The sequence below is a fragment of the Ralstonia sp. 110700041-2 genome (assembly GCF_056280165.1).
In genome coordinates, this window is record NZ_JBSFAI010000003.1 from 126,326 (window position 1) to 147,225 (window position 20,900).

Here is a 20,900-nt window from a genome sequence, read left to right on the forward strand (position 1 = left end):
GAACGGGCTCACTTGGCAGCAATCACGCGGTATTCCACAGCCAGCGGCGTGGTGAGGGTCACGGTGTGGGTGCCACCCTGGGGCTGGTACTTCGCGCAGGCATTGGTCGGCACACCGCTTACGGCGTAGACCTCCCACGTGCCGGCTGCGTTCTCGCCGTAGAAGGCGTAGCTGCCAAGGCCGTACTTGTTCACGGTATCGACGCCGTTGTTGTAATAGCCGTTGTACGGCAGGGACAACGCCGACACCGTGCCCGACGGCGACTTCACGAAGAAGCCGACGCTGCCCACGCACACCGAGCCCGATACGCGCAGCTGCAGGGCGTCGACCTTGTCCGTGCCCGACACGTTGAACTGGCCGAGCTTCTGCACCGCGCCGTAGTTCAGCTGGTTGACGTTGGCAAAGGCGGCCGCGAAGTCAGGCACCGACAGTGCTGCCGGCTTGTAGGCGACGGTCGCCTTGGCCATCTTTACGGCCGCCGAAGCGTCGACCAGCCCGAAGCCGTACCACGTCGAATACGCATAGCCGGCGGCGTTGGTCTGCCAACCGTAGTCCAGGCGTGCGGTGGTCGCGCCGTCGGTGAGCGCGGCGCTGGTGTCGCCGGTGGCGGCGCCGGTGAGCAAGTCGATCCGCGCGTTGCGGCCGTCACGGCTGCCGTAGTCGGCGTCGATCTTGCGGGCCGTCGCACGCAGAATCTCGCGCACATCGCGCCACGTCAGGTTCGGATTGGCCGCCAGCATCAGCGCGACCACGCCCGAGAGCGTCGGTGTGGCCGCCGACGTGCCGTTCATGCTCGAGTAGTCGCACTTCGCGTTGTCTTTCAGGTTGGTGGCGGTGCCTGCAATTGCAAAGTCATAGGTGTCGTCCGGATTGGCCCGGCTGTAGCCGCGTGCGCAGCCGCTGAGGTCGGTGGAGAAAATCTTCGGGCCGCTGCCGGTTTCACCATATTTGCCGCCGTTGCCGTATTCGCCGCCCAAGCCTGTGATCCAGTTGACCGATCCGGCGTTGGAGTAGCTCGACTTGATGCCCTGCGCGTTTGCTGCGCCAACCACGATCACGCCGGGCTCCAGCGCTTCCGGGTCATTGGCCGGAGTCTCGCAGCCGATCATGCCGGCGGTAGCGCCCACGGTCGGGCACGTGCGCGGCGGAACATTGATGCCGTCGTTGATGGACTCATATTCGTTGCCCGACGCCTTGAGCATGACGAGGCCGCGGCCCCCACGCAGGTTCGGGAAGGCGCGCACCGCTGCCTGTGTCGAGGTGGACGTGTCGTACTCCAGCGGCGCCTGCGGGTTTGCACCGTACGATGCGTTGATGATGTGGCCGTTCTTCGACCAATTTGCGCCGCCGTAGGCTGCGGTGGTGTCCGGGTTCGCCGCGCCAATAAAGCGCGCCCCGCCCAGTGTCGCCCGCGGCGCGATCCCCATCACGCCCTTGCCGTTCTGCGCCGCCGCGATGATGCCGGCGACATTGGTGCCATGCGCGTCGTTGATGTTCGCGGGATTGTCTGCCGGTGTCGGATCGTTCAAACCATCGTCGAAGTTGTGCGTCATGTCCGAGTTGGCATTGGCGAACAGGTCTTCGTTGTGCACGTCGATGCCGTCATCGAGCACGAGCACGTTCACGCCCTGGCCTTTGATGCCGGCTTTGTGCGCGTCTTCAACGTTGATGTCGGTCGTGCCGTTGGCCACCAGGCCGAACGCCGCGAAGAAGCTCGTTGCCTGCTTGAGCGCCCATTGGTAGGTGTACAGCGGCTCCGTGCTGCCGGTCTGGCAGGCGTACTTGGCATCGACGCCGGTTTCTGCGCACGTGGATGCGGGCGGCGTGTTGCCGCTGGTGTTGCCGCCATTGCTGGCGGTGTTGCTTCCCGAGTCTCCACCGCCGCACGCGGCCAGCGCCACGGTGGCGAAGAGCGTCAAGGCAAGCGATTTTCCCGTTATGTCTTTCACAAGACCCCCGTTTTTGTCGTTGTGTGTTGTGCGAGGCGCGGAATGTCCGCACCGCTCCGACCTGTTCGACGAAGAGAGGGCACGTCGCGCGTGCCCGCCGCGAGTACATGGGCACTCGTCAGGTCGGGCCGGATGCTCGCACGCACGCCAGCCGGGATTCAACGGAGAAAGCGGCTGCGGCCGCGAACCGGTCCGGCCGTCGCGCGAACCTGTCAGCGCGTCTCAGCCTGGGGGGCGGCAAGCGCCAGAGGTAGGAGGAAAAAACGGGTTGCGGGAGGGGGCGCCGCGCGCATCAGCGCATCTGCATGACCCAGGTGCGCCAGTCCTTGTGCTGCACGAACGGCATGGCTGCGGCGCGCCCTTCGACGGCCAGCATGCGCGTCTCGCGGGGCGACATGCCCGTCGCGCGCCGGTACGCACGCGCAAAGTTCGAGGCGTCGGAAAAGCCGTAGGTCTGCGCGATTTCGGCTACCGAACGGTGCGTCTGCGATCGGTCGGCCAGGATCGCGTGGCACTGCCGCAGGCGCTGCATGCGCAGGTAGTTGAAGAAGCCGCCTTCGCGCTCGAACAGCCGGTACAGCGTGGCACGCGAGATGCCGAACTGCACCGACACGCCTTCGGGCGAAAGCGCCAGGTCGGACAGATTGTGCTGCACATGCCGGCAGACCGAGGCAAACAGGCTTTCCCTCACGGCCGGCGCATTGGCTTCGGTCACCTGGCAGTTGATGGCGGCCGCAGCCAGTTGCAGGGTGCCCGGGATGACGGCCTGTGCTTCGGCATCGCTCAATTTCCCGACCGAGTGATAGAGCGAACACAGGTGATCGCGCAGCAGCCCGACCATCGGAGCACCGCCGCGCAGCACGCGCATGCTCAGTTCGTCGGGTGCGCGCAGCAGCGGTGCCAGCAGGCGCCGTGGCACGGCCAGGCTCAGGAAGCGGCTGTCGGTCGTGCTTGTGGCGAGCGGCTGGGCTGCGTCGACGATGAACAGATCGCCGGGGCGCGTGGCGCTGTCGCTTGCGCCGTCGCGCTGTCCGCAACTGCCTTCCAGGTAGTACTGGAGCACGTAGACGTCCATGCCGTCGCGCCCCAGCTTGGAGCGGGACCGGTCATAGTGCTGTGCCTGGGCGCTGAGCATGCCCACACCTGTCTCGCCGCACAGATAGGCGTCGACGCTGGCCTGAAAGCCATGCGACTGCGGCGCGGCGGAGCGCGAATCGAACAGCACGTTGATGGCATCCCGCCACGCCGCAAATTGATGCTCGCGCGGCAGCGCAGACGTATCGAAGTGGGAATGCGGAGGTTTGCTCACGGCGGTTTCCTGAAAGCCCCGCGCATTGTGCAGAAGCGGTGGCCGATGATGGCATGCCCCCAAAGTGGGGTGCCCGACGGGTGTTGGCTAGACGACAGCCAGCTTGGGCCGCTCGTGTCGCGGCATGACCACGTTGCGGCCGGCGGCCTTGGCTTCATACAGCCGCCCGTCCGCCAGTCGAACGAGGTCTTCCAGCGTGTCGTCCTCGGCGGCAATGCCCGAATGCACCGCCACGCCGATGCTCACGGTCAGCTTGCCGTACGCGCTGCCAGCATTGCGCTCGTTGGCGGCCAGAACGGCAGCGCGGATGCTCTCGGCAACGCGCGCGGCGCCGCCCAGGTCGGTGTTCGGCAACACGGCGCAGAACTCCTCGCCGCCATAGCGGCCGGCAAAGTCGCCGGGGCGCTTGATGCTGTCGTTGATGCAGCGTGCCACCGTGCGCAGGGCGGTGTCGCCGGCGGCGTGGCCGTACCTGTCGTTGTAGGGTTTGAAGTCGTCCACGTCGATCATCAGCACCGCCATCGGGGTGTGATGCCGATTGGCGCGGCGCCACTCCACGTCGAGGGCGGAATCCAAGGCGCGGCGCGTGCCAAGTCCGGTCAGGCTGTCGGTATTGGCCAGCAGATGCAATTGCTGCTCCATCTCGAGCCGCTTGCGCAGCTGCTGCGCAAAGAGGAATGACAGCACGATGAACACCGCGTCAAGCATCAGCACGATGCCGCTGATCACCCATGCGCGCCGCCACCATTCAGCATAGATGTCTTCGGTGGCAAGGCCAACGGTGACGATCAGCGGGTGGTCGCCGATATGGCGGAAGCTGAACAGCCTCTCGATATCGTCAATGCCCGCGATGTCCACATACGAGCCTTCTGGTGCGAGCAGCCGCTTCTGGAACGCGGTGGCATCGGCCAGGTTGCGGCCGATGAGCTTTTCGTTGTACGGGCGCCGCATGAGCAGCGTGCCGTCGGTGCGGATCAGCGTGACGGTGGCGTGGGGCCCCAGGTTGATGCCGTCGAACAGCCGCCTGAAGTAGTTCAGCCGCAGCGTGCCGACCACGATGCCGTTGAATTCGCCGTGCGGGCCGTTCAGGCGCCGGCTGAGTCCCAGCGATCGCTCGAGGCCAGTCGCGCGCGGCATGAACGGCTCGCTGATATACAGCCCGACGTCGTCGGAGGCTTGATGTACTTGGAAATAATCGCGGTCACCGAGGTAAATGTGCCGCGGCGGCACCGAGTGCGAATCGATGACCACGTCGCCGGCCTTGTCGGTCACCAGCAGCGAGCCCAGGTCCTGCGCGTTGGTCGACCGGTCGAACAGCACGAGCTGGCGTACGGCGGGCGGCAGCGCCAGCATGGCGGGGTCGCGTACGCCGTCGATCACGGCCTGCAGCGACAGGTCGTACACCTCGATGTTGCGGGCAATGTCGCGCTGCAGGATCAGCGCGAGGTTGTCGGCGGCATCGCGCGCGCGGGCCAGTGCGTCCGAGCGCATTTCCCAGAGCGAGAGCGCGGTCAGCGCGGCCAGCACCAGCGACAGCGCCGACGCGCCGATGATCAGCAGAGAAGGCCGCCGCAGGAGTGCACCAGTGGCGCGCTGTAAAGGCATGCGCAGAATTGTGAAAATATTGAAAACGATCGCTTCAATGGTGTACCGGACTCCTCCTTCCTACGCAATACTGTCTAAGACTTCTTCAGCATACAAAACGTTTGCGGTTATCCATTCGATCCCGTTTGTGCAACGCTTTCTGGGGCGGCTGGCGCACGGTTTGCTGAGCATCGGCTGAGTGCCGCACCCGTGGCGCCGAGCCCGCCGCCGGCCCGACATATGCCCATGCCGTCCTCCATGTCATCCTGTTAAGCCGGCTTTGCCTATTCTGGGTAAGCATCCTTGGAGAACGCCATGCCAGAGCCAGACGATCGCGCCTCACCCACCCCGGCGCCCGCCAACCCGCATCCGCCCGTGGCCGATACGCATGAGGAAGCCCTGCTCGACGAGGGCCTTGAGGAAACCTTTCCTGCGAGCGACCCGGTTTCCGTCGACGCCGGCAAGCCCAATGTGCCGCCCAAGCCGCCGGAGAGCGCGCCCAAACCGTAAAATGCGGACTGCGTGTCAACGAATCGGCTGCTTCAGCCGTATTACGTAGGCCGCAAACAACGTGCGAATCCAGCACACGGGCCGTCTGAAGCGCGGGTCGAGAGAAAACCGGCGCGCGCGACAAGCCCGTGCCGGTAGGCCAGGCTCCAATCAAGACGTCGATACCGTGCGGAGCGTGGTCTTCGGCGGTTTGTCTTGCCGCGCTCTCCCACTTCTGCGGGTCCGGATTCGCATATCGCTTCGACCCGGCACTCCGCCAAGCCAGCAGGATTTCGTTTTTCACCATGCCTGACGCCGCGTCCAACGACGCCAGTCCAACATCGCGCCGATCTTCGGCCCGCACCCCGCCTGCCGCGCCCGCCACGCCCGTGCGATCCGAATCGGGCCTAGGCCTGGCCGGCTGGATCGTGGTCGGCATGGTGCTCGTGCTTGGCGCACTCGTGTTCGACAGCCTGTATGCGCTGCTGGACCACGTGCACTACGCCGATATGGTCGCCGCGCTGCAGGCTACGCCGCGCTCGCACCTGCTGCTGGCCGTGCTGGCCACGGCGCTGAGCTACGTCGCCCTGACCGGCTACGACGCGTCCGGCCTGCGCTATGCCGGCGCGCACGTCGCCCCAGGCACGGTGGCCACCACCTCGTTCATTGCTTATGCGCTGGGCAACACCGTCGGTCTCGGTTCGCTGACGGCCGGGGCGGTGCGCACGCGCTTGTACACGGCGGCCGGGCTCGATCCTGCCCGTGTGACAGAAGCGGTCGCCTTCGATGCGGGCGCGCTTGGCGTGTCCACCACGGCCTTTGGCGCGGTCGGGCTGCTGTGGGGCGCGCCGCACATCGCTACCATTACGCATTTGCCGGCGCCGTTGCTCGAAGTCGTGGCCCTGCTGGTGCTGGCCGGCGTCGTGGCGTTGCTCGTGCTGTGCATGCGGCAGCGCCATGTGACGCTGTTTGGCCGGTGGGAGGTCCGCCCGCCGCCGCCGGGCTTGGCCGCGCGTCAGTTTGCGATTTCAGCGGCCGACATGATTGCCGCGGCGGCGGCGCTGTGGGTGCTGATGCCGGCAGGCGCGGTCGACCTACCGACGTTTGTGGCGTTCTATGCGCTGGCGGTCACGCTGGGCGTCCTGAGCCAGAGCCCGGGCGGCCTGGGTGTGTTCGAGGCCGTCATCCTTCTGGGCTGCAGCGGCCAGGCGCCGCCGGCCGAGGTGCTGGCCGCGCTGCTGTTCTACCGCGCCATCTATTTCCTGCTGCCACTGGTCGTGGCCGCTGCCATGCTTGGCGCCTTCGAGTTGCGCTCCGGCGCCGGGGCACCGTTCGGCCGCGCTGCGGTCAAGTTGTCGCCGGGGCTGTTGGCCGCGCTGACGATGGTGGCCGGCGTGATGCTGCTGGTCTCGGGCGTCACCCCTGCCAGCGACGAAGCGGAAGACCTCCTGCGCATGCACGTGCCGCTGTTCGTGGTGGAAGCCTCGCACATGATCGGTAGCGTGGCGGGGCTCATCATGCTGTTTGTCGCACGCGGGCTGCTGCACCGGCTGGATGCCGCGTGGTGGGCGGCGCTGGTGCTGTCGCTGCTGACCGGCGTGCTGGCGCTGCCCAAGGGCATTGCCGTGTCGGAGATGGCGGTGCTGGTGACGCTGGCGGTGCTGCTCGTCATCTCGCGCCGGCAGTTCGATCGGCCGTCGTCGCTGTTCTCGCAGCGGCTGGAGGCGGGGTGGCTGCTCGCCATGGTGTGCGTGTTTGCGGCGTGCGTGTGGATTCTCTTCTTCGCCTACCGCGAGGTGGCCTACGCCAACCAGCTCTGGTGGCAATTCACATTTGACGGCGATGCGCCACGTTCCATCCGCGCGCTGATGGCCGTGGCCGTCACCGGGCTCGGCTTCGGCATGTGGCAGCTCTTTCGCAAGGAGCCAGGCGTTACGACCTTCCCGAGCGACGAAGAACTCGCCCGCGCGGCCGAGATCGTCCGCAAGCAGCCTGCCGCCGATGCCACGCTCGCGCTGATGGGCGACAAGAGCCTGCTGTTCTCGCCGTCGGGCAACGCGTTCATCATGTACGCCAAGCAGGGGCGCTCGTGGGTGGCGCTGTCCGACCCCGTGGGCGCGCAGCAGGAGTGGCCCGAGCTGATCTGGCGCTTTATCGAAATGGCCGACGCGCATGGCGGGCGCGCCGCGTTCTACAAGACGCGGCCGCAGACGCTGCCGCTGTATCTCGATGCCGGCCTGCGTGCCTACAAGCTGGGCGAAGAGGCGTATGTGTCGCTGCCCGACTTCAGCCTCAAGGGCTCGCGCCGCGCCAATCTGCGCCATGGCGTGACGCGCGGCGAGCGCGAAGGGCTGTCGTTCGAGATCATCCCGACGGCAGACGTGCCGACCGTCCTGGACGAATTGCGGGCCATTTCCGATGAATGGCTGCGCAATCAGAACGCGCGCGAGAAAGGCTTCTCGCTCGGCGCATTTGACGACCGCTACATCCGCAGCCAGCCCGTGGCCGTGGTGCGCCGCGAGGGCGTCATCGTGGCGTTTGCCACGCTGATGTGCCCCGATGTGCTGCGCATCGAGGCGAGCGTGGACCTGATGCGCTATCGCAGCGACGTTCCGCCCGGCACGATGGATTTCCTGTTTGGCAAGGTCATCCTGCACTTCCAGGCGCAGGGGTATCAGCGTTTCGGGCTGGGCATGGCGCCGATGTCGGGCATGGTTGAGCATCAGCTTGCGCCGCGCTGGCACCGCTTCGGACGGATGATGTTCCGGCACGGTGCGCGCTTCTACAATTTCAGAGGGCTGCGCAATTTCAAGGACAAATTCGAGCCGGTGTGGGAAGCCCGCTACCTGCTCGCACGTGGCGGTATCGCGCCGCTGTTCACATTGACGGACGTCGCTGCGCTGATCGGCGGCGGCTTGAAGGGAGTGATCTCCAAATGAGTTGGCAAGCACCGCGCACGCAAGAGGCGCGGCATCGGGGAGTGCTACGCAAAGGCTTGCGTTTGGCCGGGCATGTGGGTGCGGTCGGCATGGTGCTGGCAGCGTCCTGGGCCATCGCCGCCGACGCTCCTGCGCCTACATCCAAACCGACGCCCGTGCAGGGCGCGGTGCTGGTTCCTCCCGTGGGCATGACGGGCGCCAGTGGTGTCGTGGCAGTGCCGCCGCGCGGTGACATGCCGCCTCGGCTGCAAATGAGCGGGCCGGCCGTGACGGCCAACAAGGCTGCCAACGGCGGCGTGCTGTCGCTGCCGGTGGTGGCGCCCGCTACGCCCGCCGCCGCACCGGGCGCGGTCGAGTTCGTTACGCACGGGCGTTTTCGCGATGTGCCGGTCTATAAGCCGAAGGGCGAAATCCGCTCCGTCGTGCTGATGCTGTCGGGCGACCTGGGCTGGACGCCCGCCGCATCGCGCATGGCAGAGAGCCTCGCGCAGCAGGGCGCATTGGTGGCAGGCCTGTCGACGCCTGCGCTGTTCGCCAGCCTGGAGGCAGATCCGGGCGATTGCGCTTTCCCCGATGGCGATCTCGAAAACTTCAGCCGCTTCCTGCAGGCCTACGAAAAGGTGCCCGGCTACTACCCGCCCATCCTCGTTGGCGACAACGAAGGCGGTGCGCTGGCCTACGCCATGATTGCCCAGGCGCGCCCGAACATCTTTGCCGGGGCCATGTCGATGGAGTTCTGTCCGGTGCTGGAGCTGCGCAAGCCGTTGTGCAAGGGCGAGGGCGTGCACTTCAGCCGCCGCATGAGCGAGAGCCGCACCACGGCCAAACGCGTCAAGCCGCCCGAGAACGCCGGGGTGGTGCTCCTGCCGGCCACGAAGTTGTCTGCGCCTTGGGTGGCGCTGCAATCCGCCATGCCGACGTCGTTTGCGCGCCGCTCCGGTCCGCTGTGCGACGCGCGTGCCACGCAAGCCTTCATCGATACGATTTCCGGGGCGCAATCGGTGGCGTTGCCGGCCATGGCAACGGGCGCCAATGCGCCGCCTGTGACAGCCAGCGAACCGTTCAAGACCGCCTTCGCCAAGCTTGTCGCCCAGCGCAAGCCGCCGCCCCCGCCGCCGCCCGCGGCGGTGTCTGACCTGCCGATCATCGAAGTGCCCGCGCAGCCCGGGTCATCGTCCGAGTTGTTTGCGGTGCTGCTCTCGGGAGACGGCGGTTGGGCGGGGCTGGACAAGGAGGTTGCGGCCGCGCTGTCCAAGTCGGGCGTGCCCGTGGTGGGCATCGATTCGCTGCGCTACTTCTGGACGCCCCGCACGCCGGCCTCTGCCGCCGCCGACATGGACCGCCTCGTGCGTTTCTATGCGTCGCGCTGGAAGAAGCAGAAGGCCCTGTTGATCGGCTATTCGCAGGGCGCAGACGTGCTGCCCTTCATCGTCAACCGGTTGCCAGCGGCGTCGCGCGAGCATGTCGCGCTGGCGGTCATGATGGGCCTGGGCAAGCGTGCCGATTTTGAGTTCCACATGACCAACTGGGTGTCGAGCAGCGCCTCTGGCTTGCTGATCCTGCCCGAGGTGCAGAAGCTGCCGGCGGGGCTGGGCATGTGCATCTACGGCAAGGAAGAGAAGGACACCAATTGCCCGGGCCTGGATCCGAAGCAGGTGCAGCTCGTGAAGCTGCCTGGCGGCCATCACTTTGATGGCGATTACGCCAAGCTCGCGCGCATCATTCTCGAAGGCGCGCGTGCACCGGGCAACGCCTCGCGCTGATACGCCGGTCCCGGGGCTGACGCGCTTCGCGCACCGTGTTGTGCCCTGGCGTTGTCGCGCTAGGCGCCGGCCGGTGTGCTGGGCGTTGCGGCCAGCGACTGCACGCATTCATCCACGCTCAACTCGTGCAGCATCTCGGCACGCAGTGTGCTGTCGGTAGCGCGCTGCAAGACTGTCAGCGCGCGCGGCTTGAGGCGCACGAGCATCAGTTGCAGGCCGCGCGCCGCACATTCGGCGGCAAAGACGCGCAGCGCTTCGATGGCCGAGCCGTCCACGTCCGGCGTTTCTTCCAGGCTCAGCATGATGGCGCGCAGCGCGGGCTCGTGCGGTTGTTGAAGCATCGCACGAACCTTGCCGAGTACGCGCTCAGTGTTGGCGAAGAACAGGGGCACTTCGGGCCGGACGATCAGCACACCGGGCACGGGCTTGGCCTCCGGGTGTAGAGACACGTCGACGAAATCATGGCTCTCGCGCAGGCGGCCGAGCACGCTCACGTTGGGCTCGGAGAGCTTGCGCAGGGTGAGCAGCAGGCTCACGCCAATTGCGGCGAGCAACCCGTGCAGCACGCCCAGCACCAGCACGGCGAGCAACGCGGCAATCACCACCAGCCGATCGCGGTGCCAGGCCCAGTACGGTTTGAAGACGGCCGGATGCAGCGAATGGCTGACCGCAAAGATCACGATGGCCGCCAGCACCGGCTCGGGAATGCGCGCAAGCTCCGGCAGGAACAGCCACACGATCAGCGCCACCACGACCGCCGCGCACAGCCCGGCCAGACGCGATTGCGCGCCCGCGGCTTCGTTGGCAGAAGTGGCTGAATACCCGGCGCCGACGGGCATGCCGTGCAGCAGGCCCGAGAGCAGATTCGCACAGCCCAGTGCGACGAGGTCGCGGTTGGCGGAGATGCCATCGCCGTGCTTGAGCGCGAAGTTGCGGATGGAGCCGTAGGATTCGGCGTAGAGGATCAGCATGAGCGCAAAGCCGAGTTCGGCGCTTTGCATCCATTGCACCCGGTTCAGCGCCGGCACGCCGAAGCTGATGTTCTGCAAGTCGATATGGCCGACCACGGCAATGCCATAGCTGTGCCAGTTGATCCAGTAGCCGGCCGCGATGGCGAGCACGATGACGACCAGCGTGGCCGGAACGCGCCCCCAGCGGCCCAGGCCGAAGAGCAGGGCGAGTGCGATGGCACCCAATGCGGTGCTGTACGGGTTGGCACTGGCCGCGCTGCTGATCAGGTCCAGCGCAACGCGTGGCGTGTCGCTGTGGTGAACCGTTACGTCGAGGATCTTGGGCAATTGCTTGACGGCAATCGTCAGCGCCAGCCCGAACGTGAAACCGCGCAGCACCGGCCGCGCGATGAAATCCGACATGCCGCCCAGCCGCGCCGCACCGGCCAGGATAAACAGCACACCCGTTGCGATGATGAGCGCCGCCGCCATCGTGAGCGCCGTCGCACTGCTGGCGCCGGGCTCCGAGAGCACCGTCGCAAACAGCACGGCGGCCGACGATGACGTGGCCGAGACAATCGCAAAGCGGCTCGAGCCGAGCAACGAGTAGACCACCAGACCGCACAGCAATGCGATCAGCCCGGCCTGCGGCGGCAGGCTGGCGATGCCCGCGTAGGCAACGGCTTCGGGCAGCAACAGGCCCGCAATCGAGAACCCGGCGATGACGTCGCGCACCGCGCGCTGCTGTGGCGGCTGGGGCGGCGCATCCAGCGGGGCGAAGCTCTCTGGGTGTTGCAGGGCGGCGGCGGGATGTTCGTTGCTCGGGGGCATGCGACGCGGTGATCCGGCTGAAATGGACGACGCCGCGACCCGGGCGGGCCGCGGCGTACGGGTTGGCTGCAGGCGTGTCTTACTTGGTACAGGCCTTGTTGCGGCTTGGGCGCATGCCGGCGGCCTTGGCGTCGGCTTCGGTCATGTATTCGCCTTGCTTGGTCTTGCCGTAGTAGCGATCGCCCGGGCAGTGGTAGACCTTGGTGCTGGCATTGGCCCATACCTTGTCGGGGCCGCCGCCAGGGGCAACGGTGGCCGCTGCGGCCGCGGCCGGTTTGGCAGGCGCTGCTGCTGCGGGTTTGGCTGCTGGCGCCGGAGCCGGTGCTGCGGCAGGCGCCGCAGGAGCCGCGGCCGCAGGTTTGGCCGGAGCCGATGCGGCAGGCGCCGCTGCGGGCGCGGCAGCCGGAGCACCGCCTGCGCTGGCTTTCTTGTCGACACCACCGTGGCCGCGGCAGGCGCCCTTGAGCGTCGCGCCGCTATAGGGCGTGCCGTCCTTGCAGACCGCGTGGACGGCCGCCGGGGCCGCTGCCGGGGCCGCTGCCGGTGCGGTGGCGGGTGCGGCGGTGCCCTGCGCAAACGCTGAACCCATCACCAGCGCACCGATTGAAAACATCAACGCAGACAGTTTCATAACGAGACCCCCAACGAGGCACGGAAATACGTGCGTGACCGATTAACGCTGGCCGACAGCGCGCGTTGACCAACCCGAGGGTTTGTCAGAAGACAAACGCTGCAACGTTGATCATTCCGCAACAGTCGGCGTCGCTTGTGTTGCGCCGACGGGCGATGCGAAGTCGGCGCCATCCCAGCATAGGCAAGATCACACGGCGCGGCGAAGTTTCAGGCGAATGTGTCGATGCCCTGCACCAGCCGCCTGGCCAAGCGGGGCTGCCGTAGCTGCTCAAGCCACCATTGGAGTGCGCGGCCCTCGCCGTCGACATCGCCGCTGCGCCAGCCGACGTAGAGCAGGTTCGGCTCGCGCGGATCGGTGGTACGTTTTTCCACCAGCTCGCCGCGCGCCAGCAGCGACGCCACGCGGTGCCTCGGCAGCCAGCCGACGCCCAGGCCGTCGCGCTGGGCAAGCGTCTTGGCACGCATGCTGGGCACGGCCAGCGTAGGCTGCCCGCTCAGCATCCCATAGGCGCGGCCGGCGGTGGTGCGCGCCGAATCGGCCACCACCACGGCGCGATGCCGGGCGATTTCCTCGCGCGTGAGCGGCGCGTCGACGGCTGCAAGCGGGTGTCGTGGCGACACGGCAAATACCCATTCCACCACCCCCAGCTCGAACCATCCGAGGTTCGGGATGGAAGGCGGCTCGTTGGTCGCCCCGATCACGAGATCGGCGCGGCCGTCGCGCAGGGCCTCCCAGGTGCCGGCCAGCACTTCGTGCGTCACGCGCAGCGCCACGCCCGATTGCAGCGCATCGAACGCGTGCATCACTGCCATGAGCGATTCGAACTCCAGCAGCTCGTCCGTCACGATCCACAAGCGGTCTTCCCAGCCGTTGGCCACCTGCCGCACGCGCTGCGTAACACGCGACACATCCTGCGCCAGCCGCGCGGCTTCTTCCGTCAGCAACTGCCCGGCGCGCGTGAGCTGCAGCCGGTAGCGACGGCGATCAAACAGCAGGGCGTCGAAGCGCTGCTCCAGTTGGCGTGCGGCATATGACACGGTCGACGGCGCCTTGCCCAGTTGCGCCGCCGCGCGCGACAGGCTGCCCGTCTGGCGGATAGCCTCCAGGAGTGCCAATTCTTCGTCCGTCAACATGTGCAACTCCTTCGAACGTGTTCATCGTCCGGATCGTATGGCAAACCGCTTGCCAGCGTCCACACTGCAGTCACGCGATTGTTCAAGTTCAACTTTCCTACTGGAGGACATCATGAATCGCTTCGAAGGCAAGACCGTTCTGGTCACTGGCGGCAACAGCGGTATTGGCCTGGCAGCCGCCCAGGCATTTGCGCGGGAAGGCGCCCGTGTGGTCATCACCGGCCGCGATGCGGCAGCGCTGGAAACGGCGCGCGCCACGCTGGGCACGGCCGGCGGCAATGCGGCCCTCGCCATCCGTAACGAAACCGGCACCGTGGCAGCCGCGCGCGAGCTGACCCGCCAGCTGCAGGAGGCCGGCGTGCGTCTGGACGCTGTGTTCATTAACGCCGGCATGGCCAAGTTTGCCGCCGTCCCGGACGTGGAAGAAGCCCTGTGGGATGCGACCTTCAACGCCAACGTGAAGGGCGCGTTCTTCCAGATGCAGGCGCTGCTGCCCATCCTCAACAAGGGCACGTCGATCGTGCTGAACGGCTCCATCAACGCGCACATCGGCATGCCGAATTCGTCGGTCTATGCGGCAAGCAAGGCTGCGCTGATCTCGCTGGCGAAGACGCTGTCGGGTGAGCTGATTGGCTCGGGAATCCGCGTGAATGTGGTCAGCCCAGGCCCGGTGACGACGCCGCTGTACGGCAAGCTCGGGCTGGATGCCGACACGCTGGCCGCCACCGCCGCACAGATCCAGGGCCAGGTGCCGCTGGGCCGCTTTGGTCAGCCGGAAGAGATTGCGTCGACGGTGTTGCATCTGTCGGCGCCCGAATCGGCCTTCATTGTCGGCACGGAAATCATTGCCGATGGCGGCATGAGCCAGCTTTAAGCCCATCCGTTGGCCGCTGTCACCGGCATGAGCGGACGGGTTTCACAAGCCCGCTCGCCGTCCCGTCGCGGACTGCATTTTCGGCGGACAAACGGGGCGCCCAAACAAGCGCCTTCTGTTGGACCAACCAAGTTCAGAAGCTGTGTGCCACGCGTAATCTCAGCGTGCGGCCGGGCTGAATGGGGATGAAGTTGCCGGACTGTGCGTTGCCGTACGCCCGGATATTGAGAGGTGGCGCGCGAAGAGATCGAGGAAGGCGTTGACAAAATGTCAGTAACTGACGTATCGTCAGTGCTATGAAGCCCACTGAAGAAAACCGCCTTCTGCTGCGCGAAGGCCGAAAGATCGTCGAGGCGCTGGGCAAGACGCTGGCGCCGCTGGTGGAAGTCGTCCTGCACGACCTGACCGATCCCGATCATGCCGTCGTCGCCATCGCCAACAACCTGTCCGGCCGCCAGGTGGGCGACGCCGTGACGGAACTGGGACTCGCGCGCCTGGCCGACCCCGACTTCCCGGAAGTCATCGAGAACTACGCCAACCGGTTTCCCGACGGGCGCCCGGCCAAGAGCACATCGATCGGGCTGAAGAACAGCCGCGGCGATTACGTGGCGGCCATCTGCCTGAACATGGATGTCTCCATGCTGCATGCCGTGACCACCGGCCTCACGCAACTGATGCGCGTTGATGCGGCTGCGCCGCCAGTGCCCGAGTCGCTTGGCTCCCGTCGCGTGGAAGACGTGCGCATCGCGCTCGAACAGTTTGCTGCCGCCCGCAACACCACACCCATGGCCATGACCCTCGACCAGCGCCGCGAGGCTATGCGCGAACTGGCCGTCAGTGGCCTGCTGAACTTGCGCCGCGCGCTGACCGAAGTCGCCCAGACACTCGGCGTGGCGCGCTCCACCGTCTACACCTATCTTCCCGAGGATCTCGCATGAGCCTGCCCATTTCCTACGACGACGTCGTTGCCGCCCACGCCCGCCTGCAGGGTGTCGCCCACAAGACGCCGGTGCTGACCTCTGCCACCGCCAACGCCATGACCGGCGCCGAACTGTTCTTCAAGGCCGAGAGCTTTCAGCGCATGGGCGCGTTCAAGTTTCGTGGGGCGTACAACGCGCTGTCGCAATTCACGCCGGAGCAGCGCAGGGCCGGCGTGATCACGTTCTCGTCGGGCAACCACGCGCAGGCGATTGCGTTGTCGGCCAAGCTGCTCGGCATGCGCGCCGTCATCGTCATGCCGAAGGACGCGCCTGTCGTGAAGGTGGAGGCCACGCGTGGCTACGGCGGCGAGGTGGTGTTCTTCGACCGCTACACCGAAGACCGCGAAGCCATCGGCCGCCAACTGGCCGAAGAACACGGCCTTACGCTGATCCCGCCGTACGACCATCCGCACGTGATGGCCGGGCAGGGCACGGCTGCCAAGGAACTGATCGAAGAGGTCGGCCCACTGGATGTGCTGCTGGCCCCGCTGGGCGGTGGCGGTCTGCTCTCCGGCTGCGCCACGGCGGCGCGCGCGCTGAACCCGGCGTGCAAGATCTTCGGCGTGGAGCCCGAGGCAGGCAACGACGGTCAGCAGAGCTTGCGCAAGGGCGAGATCGTCCACATCGATACACCCAAGACGCTGGCCGACGGCGCGCAGACGCAGCACCTGGGCAACTACACGTTTGCCGTGATTCGCGAACTGGTTGACGACATCGTGACCGTGAGCGATGCAGAACTCGTCAGCGCCATGCAGTTTTTCGCCTCGCGTATGAAGGCGGTGGTCGAGCCCACCGGCTGCCTGGCTGCAGCTGCGGTGCTGAACGGCAAGGTCGATGTGCGAGGCAAGCGCGTCGGCGTGATCCTGTCGGGCGGCAATGTGGATCTGCAACTCTTCGCCAAGCTTGTGCTGGGCGCGGAGGCAGCGAAATGAGCGATGCACGCTACCTGAACGCGCCGCAACTGCGCCCGCCTGCGGGGCATTACTCGCACGCGGTCTGCGCCAATGGCTTCGTGTTCGTCGCCGGACAGATTCCCGTGACGCCCACCGGCGAAAAGCTCGTTGACGCGCCGTTCGAGACGCAGGTGCGGCAGGTGCTGTCCAACCTGGACGCTGTGCTTGCCGCCGCAGGCACGGACCGCTCGCGCCTGGTACAGGTGCGCGTGTACGTGACAGACATGGAATCGCACTGGCCCGCGTTCGATGCGCTCTATAGCGCGTGGATCGGCGAGTTGCGTCCGGCGCGCGCCGTCGTGCCGGTACCGACGCTGCACTACAGGCTGGCTGTCGAGATTGAGGCCACTGCAGTTGCTGGGTGACGAAAACGCTTGCCGTTGATGCAGGTCAGGCGGGGAGGGTTGATGCGAGTTGCTCTCAGGCGATTTGCCGGCCATTGTTACAAAATGGCGGGCGTACCTGCCAAGGCATTTGCCTTGGCCCGCCCATGACAGACGCGATCCTTTGCCACCCATGATCCTTCAGAAAACGCGGCAACTCACGCAGGAAGACGTTCCGGTCGGTCAACCGCTGCCGTTTCCCCTGGCTGACAGTGTGGGCCGGCTTTTGCTGCCCGCCGGTGCTGTCGTGCCGGATGCCGAAGACGTTCGCCTTCTGTTCCATCACGGCCCGGTGCTGGCACTGGCAGAAGGTGATGACATTGCCGCCGTGCCTGCCACCGCGCCCGCAGAAGCTCCGCCCCGCATTGGGTCGGCCGGCCTGAGTGTCGGCACGGTCTTGCAGGTGCAGGAGAAGTCCGCACCGCTACGTGGCCTGCTCCCGTGCCGCCTGATCGGTTATATCGAAGGCGAAGCGCTGTTTGTCACGCAGCCAGCCGACGCCAAGCGCACGCTGCGGCCCGAGCCGCGAGACGTGCTGATACTGCGCGGTTTTTCCGGCCGCTCGGTATTCACCATGATGTGCAGCGTGGTGTCGGTGGGACAGTTTCCCTCGCCGTATCTGGTCTTGTCGGCGCCCATCAAGATGCAGAAGATGCCGCTGCGCCGTGCCAAGCGCGTGCAGGTCCGGATCGGGGCGCGCGTGCGTGCGCAGGGGCAGGCCGCGTCGGCTGCGGATCGCGTGGCGGTGATCCGCGACATCTGCCTGAACGGTGCGCTGGTGCAGAGCGCCAACCCCGCGTTCCAACCCGGCGACAGACTCGCCCTGGATTTCAATGCCTACGTGGACGGCCAGTTGGAGACGTTTTCCCTGACCGGCCGGGTGGCAAGCGGGTCGCCTGCGCTGGGCACAACCGCATCTGCGTTTCCTTCGTTTGGCGTGGAATTCACGCTGTCGAAAGAGCAGACAGCCCAACTCTCGCATCTGATCATCGAACGGCTGGACGAAAACGCGTGAGTGCCTAGCCCGCCAGCATCGTTTCAAGGAGCCAGGCGCCGGCCTGCCCAAGTGTGCGATTGCGTGACCATACGGCGTCCACCGGCACGAGGCGGGGCCAGCCCCGTGCACGCACCTCATGCAACCGGTCTGCCGCGAAGTGATCCACCAGCCAGCGCGGCAGCTCCGTCCACCCGAAGCCCAGCACGGCCATTTCCAGCAGCATTAGGTAGCTCGGTGCAGACCAGCGGCGCAGGCTGCGCACGGGCACCGCGTCGGTGCGTGGCCCCGTTGGGTCGACGAAGGTGTTCAGCCGTAGCTCGCGCGCCTCGCGCAGTATGGCGTGTGGCACTTCCTCGTCGCCGTATCGGGCGAGTGGGTGCTGCAGCCCCACGAACAGCCCGATCTCCGATTGCTCTGCAATGGTCGCCCAGCCGATATCGGCCGGATATGCCGCCTGCGCGGCCACCAAACCGATCTGGGCACGGCCCAGCTGGATGATGTCGACCACGTCTTCGTGTTCGGCGATCAGGCATTCGAGTTCAAGGTCGGGATAACGCTGCTCCAGTGTGGCCAGCGTTTGCTCGTAGCGATCGGATTGGTAGGTGTCAGACATGACGAGCGTCAGGCGCGCTTCCAGACCGCCGGCCATCTGGGCGGCCATGCGGTCCATCTGCGCGCTGGCGTCGAGCACGCGGCGCACCTGAGTGAGCATCGCGTGGCCCGCTTCGGTCAAGGTGGGCTGGCGCGTGCTGCGGTCGAACAGTGTCAGACCGAGGTCGATTTCAAGATTGGCGATCGCCTCGCTGATCGTGGATTGCCGCTTGCCCAATTTTCGGGCAGCGGCGGAAAAGGAACCTAGCGTGGCGGCTTCGGCAAAGGCCAGTAAGGCTTCGGGTGAATGACGCATTGGGCACTCCGGACGGCGATGTATCGTCCAATATATCGGAAAAACCGATATTAATGAACTGGATCATACCGTTCATACCGATGAAAATGCACCTCGTTCTTTGGAGGTAATTGCAATGCAAGTCATACAGAAAACGCCAGCTGAGCGCCTTGTGCATGCGCTGACGTTCGAGTTGGTTGCCATGCTGATTTGTGCGCCGTTGTTCAGCTGGCTGATGGAACTGCCGTTGGCTGAGATGGGTGTGATGACGCTCATGTTTGCTGCGGTGGCGATGGTGTGGAACATGGTGTTCAACGCCATCTTCGAGCGCGTGGAGCGTCGCTACAGGCTCTCGCGTACCTTGGTGCTGCGGGTGGTGCATGCCTGCCTGTTCGAGGGCGGGTTGGTCTTGATGCTGGTGCCGCTGGCCGCCTGGTGGCTCGACGTGGGGCTGTGGGAAGCGTTCGTGCTCGACATCGGCATCATGCTGCTGTTCCTGCCGTACACCTTCTTCTTCAACCTCGCATACGACCATCTGCGCGCACGTTGGATGTCGCGTCGCGCGCTGGCCTGATCCACCATGGGCTTAGGGCAAAAGGGGCAGTGCGGGCGGTGACACTCTTCCTATAATGAAGTCCCTTTCGAAACGGGCGCAGCGGTCGCAAGCCGCTGCGCCCGTATTGCCTTCATGCCGCGTCTTTCTGTCACGTCACCTCATGCCTCGGCAACCGTGCTGCGCCAATGCTACGTAGCGGCGTGCGCGGGCGATGCCGTGGGCGTGATGAACGTGCTGCGCGATGCGTGCGGCGCGGACCATGCAGCGGCCATGATCCGGTGGCGCGTCGATGGGAGGTGGCACTGGGCGGCATCGCGCGGCGCACGCTCGGCCGACGTGCTGCTGCATGCGGTACGCGGTGACGGCGTCGACGCGTGGCCGATGGCCGATGCGGAAGTGCGCGGGGCGGTGTGGCTCGATTACCGCAAGGCGGGCGTGCCGCAACCCATGCAGCATGGTGCGGCGCCACAAGCGTTGCTGCCGCACTTTGCGCAAGCACTGCCGTTGTGCTGGCAACGCGTTGCGGCGCGCGCGGGCATTTCGCCTGCGCAGCCGGCCAGCCTCTGGCTGACCGACGCATTCCACCTGACGCGCCGCGAAGCCGATGTTGCCGATCTGCTCGCAAGCGGCTCCGACCCAGCCTGCATTGCCCGCACGCTAGGCATTTCACTCGACACGGTGCGCACGCACCTCAAACACGTCTACCGCAAGACCAACACGCACAGCCAGTGCGACGTGGTGCGGCTGATGCTGGCGCTGTCTGCGCGCCGGTAGGCGGTGTTGCATCTGGATCAGACCGTGGCCATCTTTGGTGGCGCCACGGCGGGGGTGCCGTCCTGGAAAAGCGTTTGCAGTTGCGCCCGCAACTCGGGCGAATCGGTGTGCTTGTGCACGGAAACGGCATGCTGCACAGCCGCCTCCAGCAGTTCGGCATCGCTGTCGGCGCTGATGGCGACCGAGCAGTTGGTCTCGCTGGGGAAGGCGCGGCAATCGATGTAGCGGCGGCCCATGGCAGTGCTCCTGGAATGACGAATGACGACGGCGCGACGCGGTGAACAACCGGTCGCGTGTGTCTTCGTTATAGGGGTGCCAGGGGAGAGCGGCGTCCCCTGTATGGGGTATGGCGCTGTATGTGCGACGCTGCGTCAGTCGAGGAAAACGTACTGTGCCAGGTACGGGCTGCGGCCTTCCTGGCCTTCTTCCGTGCAGGGCTGTGCCGGTGCGATGCCGCCATGGGTCTGCAGCCGTTGCACGTATCGCACACTGCTCAAAGCCCCGCGCTGCCAGCATTGGTGGCATGCAGCAACAGTAGCGGAATGGCGCCGGCTTCCGCGGTGTTGGGTGCCTGCTGCAAGACTTTCCCTGTGATCTTGCTGCCGTCGGAGGCTTCCCAGCTTGGGCCCGCACCGTGTTTGACGATGAGCTTGCCGCTCCCATCGTAAAGATCAGCCAGCGGAGCTTTGAAGACCCACGCCAGGGGCTTGTCGCCGTCGCGCTTGCAAACGTAGATCTGCACCCCCGTAGCGGATAGCGTGGCGACGGTGTGGTGAGACTCGGACGGTTGCAGTGCGGCGGGGGCTGTTTGCGCCGTCACCGTCTGCGCGACCGTCATGGCCAGCGCGAGCAAGAGGGCAGATGAGACTGCGCAGCGCGACGTGCGGGGCAGGTTCGGCATGGTTTTCCTTGTGCA

Annotated in this window: 18 protein-coding genes and 1 pseudogene; 10 read left to right on the forward strand and 9 right to left on the reverse strand. The window is 66.1% G+C overall.

Annotated features, from left to right (window positions below):
* Positions 1–8 precede the first annotated feature (8 nt).
* The 3 genes from ACUXH0_RS05490 to ACUXH0_RS05500 form a co-directional block, all read right to left on the reverse strand.
* A complete protein-coding gene (locus ACUXH0_RS05490; protein WP_220485412.1) occupies positions 9–1,919 on the reverse strand; it encodes a S8 family serine peptidase in 1,911 nt (636 codons plus the stop codon).
* Between the two features lie 322 nt (positions 1,920–2,241).
* The gene (locus tag ACUXH0_RS05495; protein ID WP_004627875.1) at positions 2,242–3,258 is read right to left on the reverse strand and encodes a helix-turn-helix domain-containing protein; all 1,017 of its coding nucleotides are present in this window, start codon (positions 3,256–3,258) and stop codon (positions 2,242–2,244) included.
* 87 nt (positions 3,259–3,345) lie between these two features.
* Positions 3,346–4,863, reverse strand: a complete 1,518-nt coding sequence (locus ACUXH0_RS05500; RefSeq protein ID WP_024542226.1) for a sensor domain-containing diguanylate cyclase — start codon at positions 4,861–4,863, stop codon at positions 3,346–3,348.
* Positions 4,864–5,157: 294 nt separating this feature from the next.
* Here ACUXH0_RS05500 and ACUXH0_RS05505 point away from each other — a divergent pair, with 294 nt between their 5' ends.
* From ACUXH0_RS05505 to ACUXH0_RS05515, 3 genes are all read left to right on the forward strand, one after another.
* Positions 5,158–5,352, forward strand: a complete 195-nt coding sequence (locus tag ACUXH0_RS05505; protein WP_004627872.1) for a hypothetical protein — start codon at positions 5,158–5,160, stop codon at positions 5,350–5,352.
* A 284-nt stretch (positions 5,353–5,636) separates the two neighbouring features.
* Entirely contained in the window at positions 5,637–8,270 is a 2,634-nt protein-coding gene (mprF, locus tag ACUXH0_RS05510) for a bifunctional lysylphosphatidylglycerol flippase/synthetase MprF (protein WP_012430116.1), read from the forward strand.
* Entirely contained in the window at positions 8,267–10,033 is a 1,767-nt protein-coding gene (locus ACUXH0_RS05515) for a virulence factor (protein ID WP_182593995.1), read from the forward strand. The genes mprF and ACUXH0_RS05515 overlap by 4 nt, the downstream gene beginning before the upstream one ends.
* Before the next feature lie 59 nt (positions 10,034–10,092).
* Here the strand turns inward: ACUXH0_RS05515 and ACUXH0_RS05520 are convergent, their stop codons facing one another.
* From ACUXH0_RS05520 to ACUXH0_RS05530, 3 genes are all read right to left on the reverse strand, one after another.
* Positions 10,093–11,814, reverse strand: a complete 1,722-nt coding sequence (locus ACUXH0_RS05520) for a SulP family inorganic anion transporter (RefSeq protein ID WP_012430118.1) — start codon at positions 11,812–11,814, stop codon at positions 10,093–10,095.
* 79 nt (positions 11,815–11,893) lie between these two features.
* Entirely contained in the window at positions 11,894–12,445 is a 552-nt protein-coding gene (locus tag ACUXH0_RS05525; protein ID WP_012430119.1) for a sunset domain-containing protein, read from the reverse strand.
* Between the two features lie 209 nt (positions 12,446–12,654).
* Positions 12,655–13,581 (reverse strand): LysR family transcriptional regulator, encoded by a 927-nt coding sequence (locus ACUXH0_RS05530; RefSeq protein ID WP_012430120.1) that lies wholly within the window; start codon positions 13,579–13,581, stop codon positions 12,655–12,657.
* A 112-nt stretch (positions 13,582–13,693) separates the two neighbouring features.
* Between ACUXH0_RS05530 and ACUXH0_RS05535 the strand changes: the two genes are divergently transcribed.
* The 5 genes from ACUXH0_RS05535 to ACUXH0_RS05555 all read left to right on the forward strand — a co-directional run bounded on the left by ACUXH0_RS05535 (position 13,694) and on the right by ACUXH0_RS05555 (position 17,786).
* Positions 13,694–14,455, forward strand: a complete 762-nt coding sequence (locus ACUXH0_RS05535; RefSeq protein ID WP_004627865.1) for an SDR family oxidoreductase — start codon at positions 13,694–13,696, stop codon at positions 14,453–14,455.
* Positions 14,456–14,751: 296 nt separating this feature from the next.
* Positions 14,752–15,393, forward strand: a complete 642-nt coding sequence (locus ACUXH0_RS05540) for a helix-turn-helix transcriptional regulator (protein ID WP_004627849.1) — start codon at positions 14,752–14,754, stop codon at positions 15,391–15,393.
* On the forward strand, positions 15,390–16,367 hold the full coding sequence (locus ACUXH0_RS05545; RefSeq protein ID WP_012430121.1) for a threo-3-hydroxy-L-aspartate ammonia-lyase: 978 nt from the start codon (positions 15,390–15,392) through the stop codon (positions 16,365–16,367). The genes ACUXH0_RS05540 and ACUXH0_RS05545 overlap by 4 nt, the downstream gene beginning before the upstream one ends.
* Entirely contained in the window at positions 16,364–16,753 is a 390-nt protein-coding gene (locus tag ACUXH0_RS05550) for a RidA family protein (protein WP_182593996.1), read from the forward strand. The genes ACUXH0_RS05545 and ACUXH0_RS05550 overlap by 4 nt, the downstream gene beginning before the upstream one ends.
* 151 nt (positions 16,754–16,904) lie before the next feature.
* On the forward strand, positions 16,905–17,786 hold the full coding sequence (locus ACUXH0_RS05555; RefSeq protein WP_004627843.1) for a flagellar brake protein: 882 nt from the start codon (positions 16,905–16,907) through the stop codon (positions 17,784–17,786).
* A 4-nt stretch (positions 17,787–17,790) separates the two neighbouring features.
* Here ACUXH0_RS05555 and ACUXH0_RS05560 read toward each other — a convergent pair whose 3' ends face one another.
* Positions 17,791–18,675: a LysR family transcriptional regulator gene (locus ACUXH0_RS05560; RefSeq protein ID WP_004627841.1), complete on the reverse strand. Its 885-nt coding sequence runs from the start codon at positions 18,673–18,675 to the stop codon at positions 17,791–17,793.
* 115 nt (positions 18,676–18,790) lie between these two features.
* Between ACUXH0_RS05560 and ACUXH0_RS05565 the strand changes: the two genes are divergently transcribed.
* Both ACUXH0_RS05565 and ACUXH0_RS05570 read left to right on the forward strand, forming a co-directional pair.
* Positions 18,791–19,228 (forward strand): multidrug/biocide efflux PACE transporter, encoded by a 438-nt coding sequence (locus ACUXH0_RS05565; protein WP_012430122.1) that lies wholly within the window; start codon positions 18,791–18,793, stop codon positions 19,226–19,228.
* Positions 19,229–19,342: 114 nt separating this feature from the next.
* Positions 19,343–19,984: a helix-turn-helix transcriptional regulator gene (locus ACUXH0_RS05570; RefSeq protein ID WP_024974578.1), complete on the forward strand. Its 642-nt coding sequence runs from the start codon at positions 19,343–19,345 to the stop codon at positions 19,982–19,984.
* 17 nt (positions 19,985–20,001) lie between these two features.
* Here ACUXH0_RS05570 and ACUXH0_RS05575 read toward each other — a convergent pair whose 3' ends face one another.
* Together ACUXH0_RS05575 and ACUXH0_RS05580 are read right to left on the reverse strand one after the other, a co-directional pair.
* Positions 20,002–20,220, reverse strand: coding sequence for a DUF1059 domain-containing protein (locus ACUXH0_RS05575; RefSeq protein ID WP_004627835.1), 219 nt, complete (start codon positions 20,218–20,220; stop codon positions 20,002–20,004).
* Between the two features lie 135 nt (positions 20,221–20,355).
* A pseudogene (locus ACUXH0_RS05580) lies at positions 20,356–20,885 on the reverse strand (DUF3455 domain-containing protein).
* Positions 20,886–20,900: the final 15 nt, after the last annotated feature.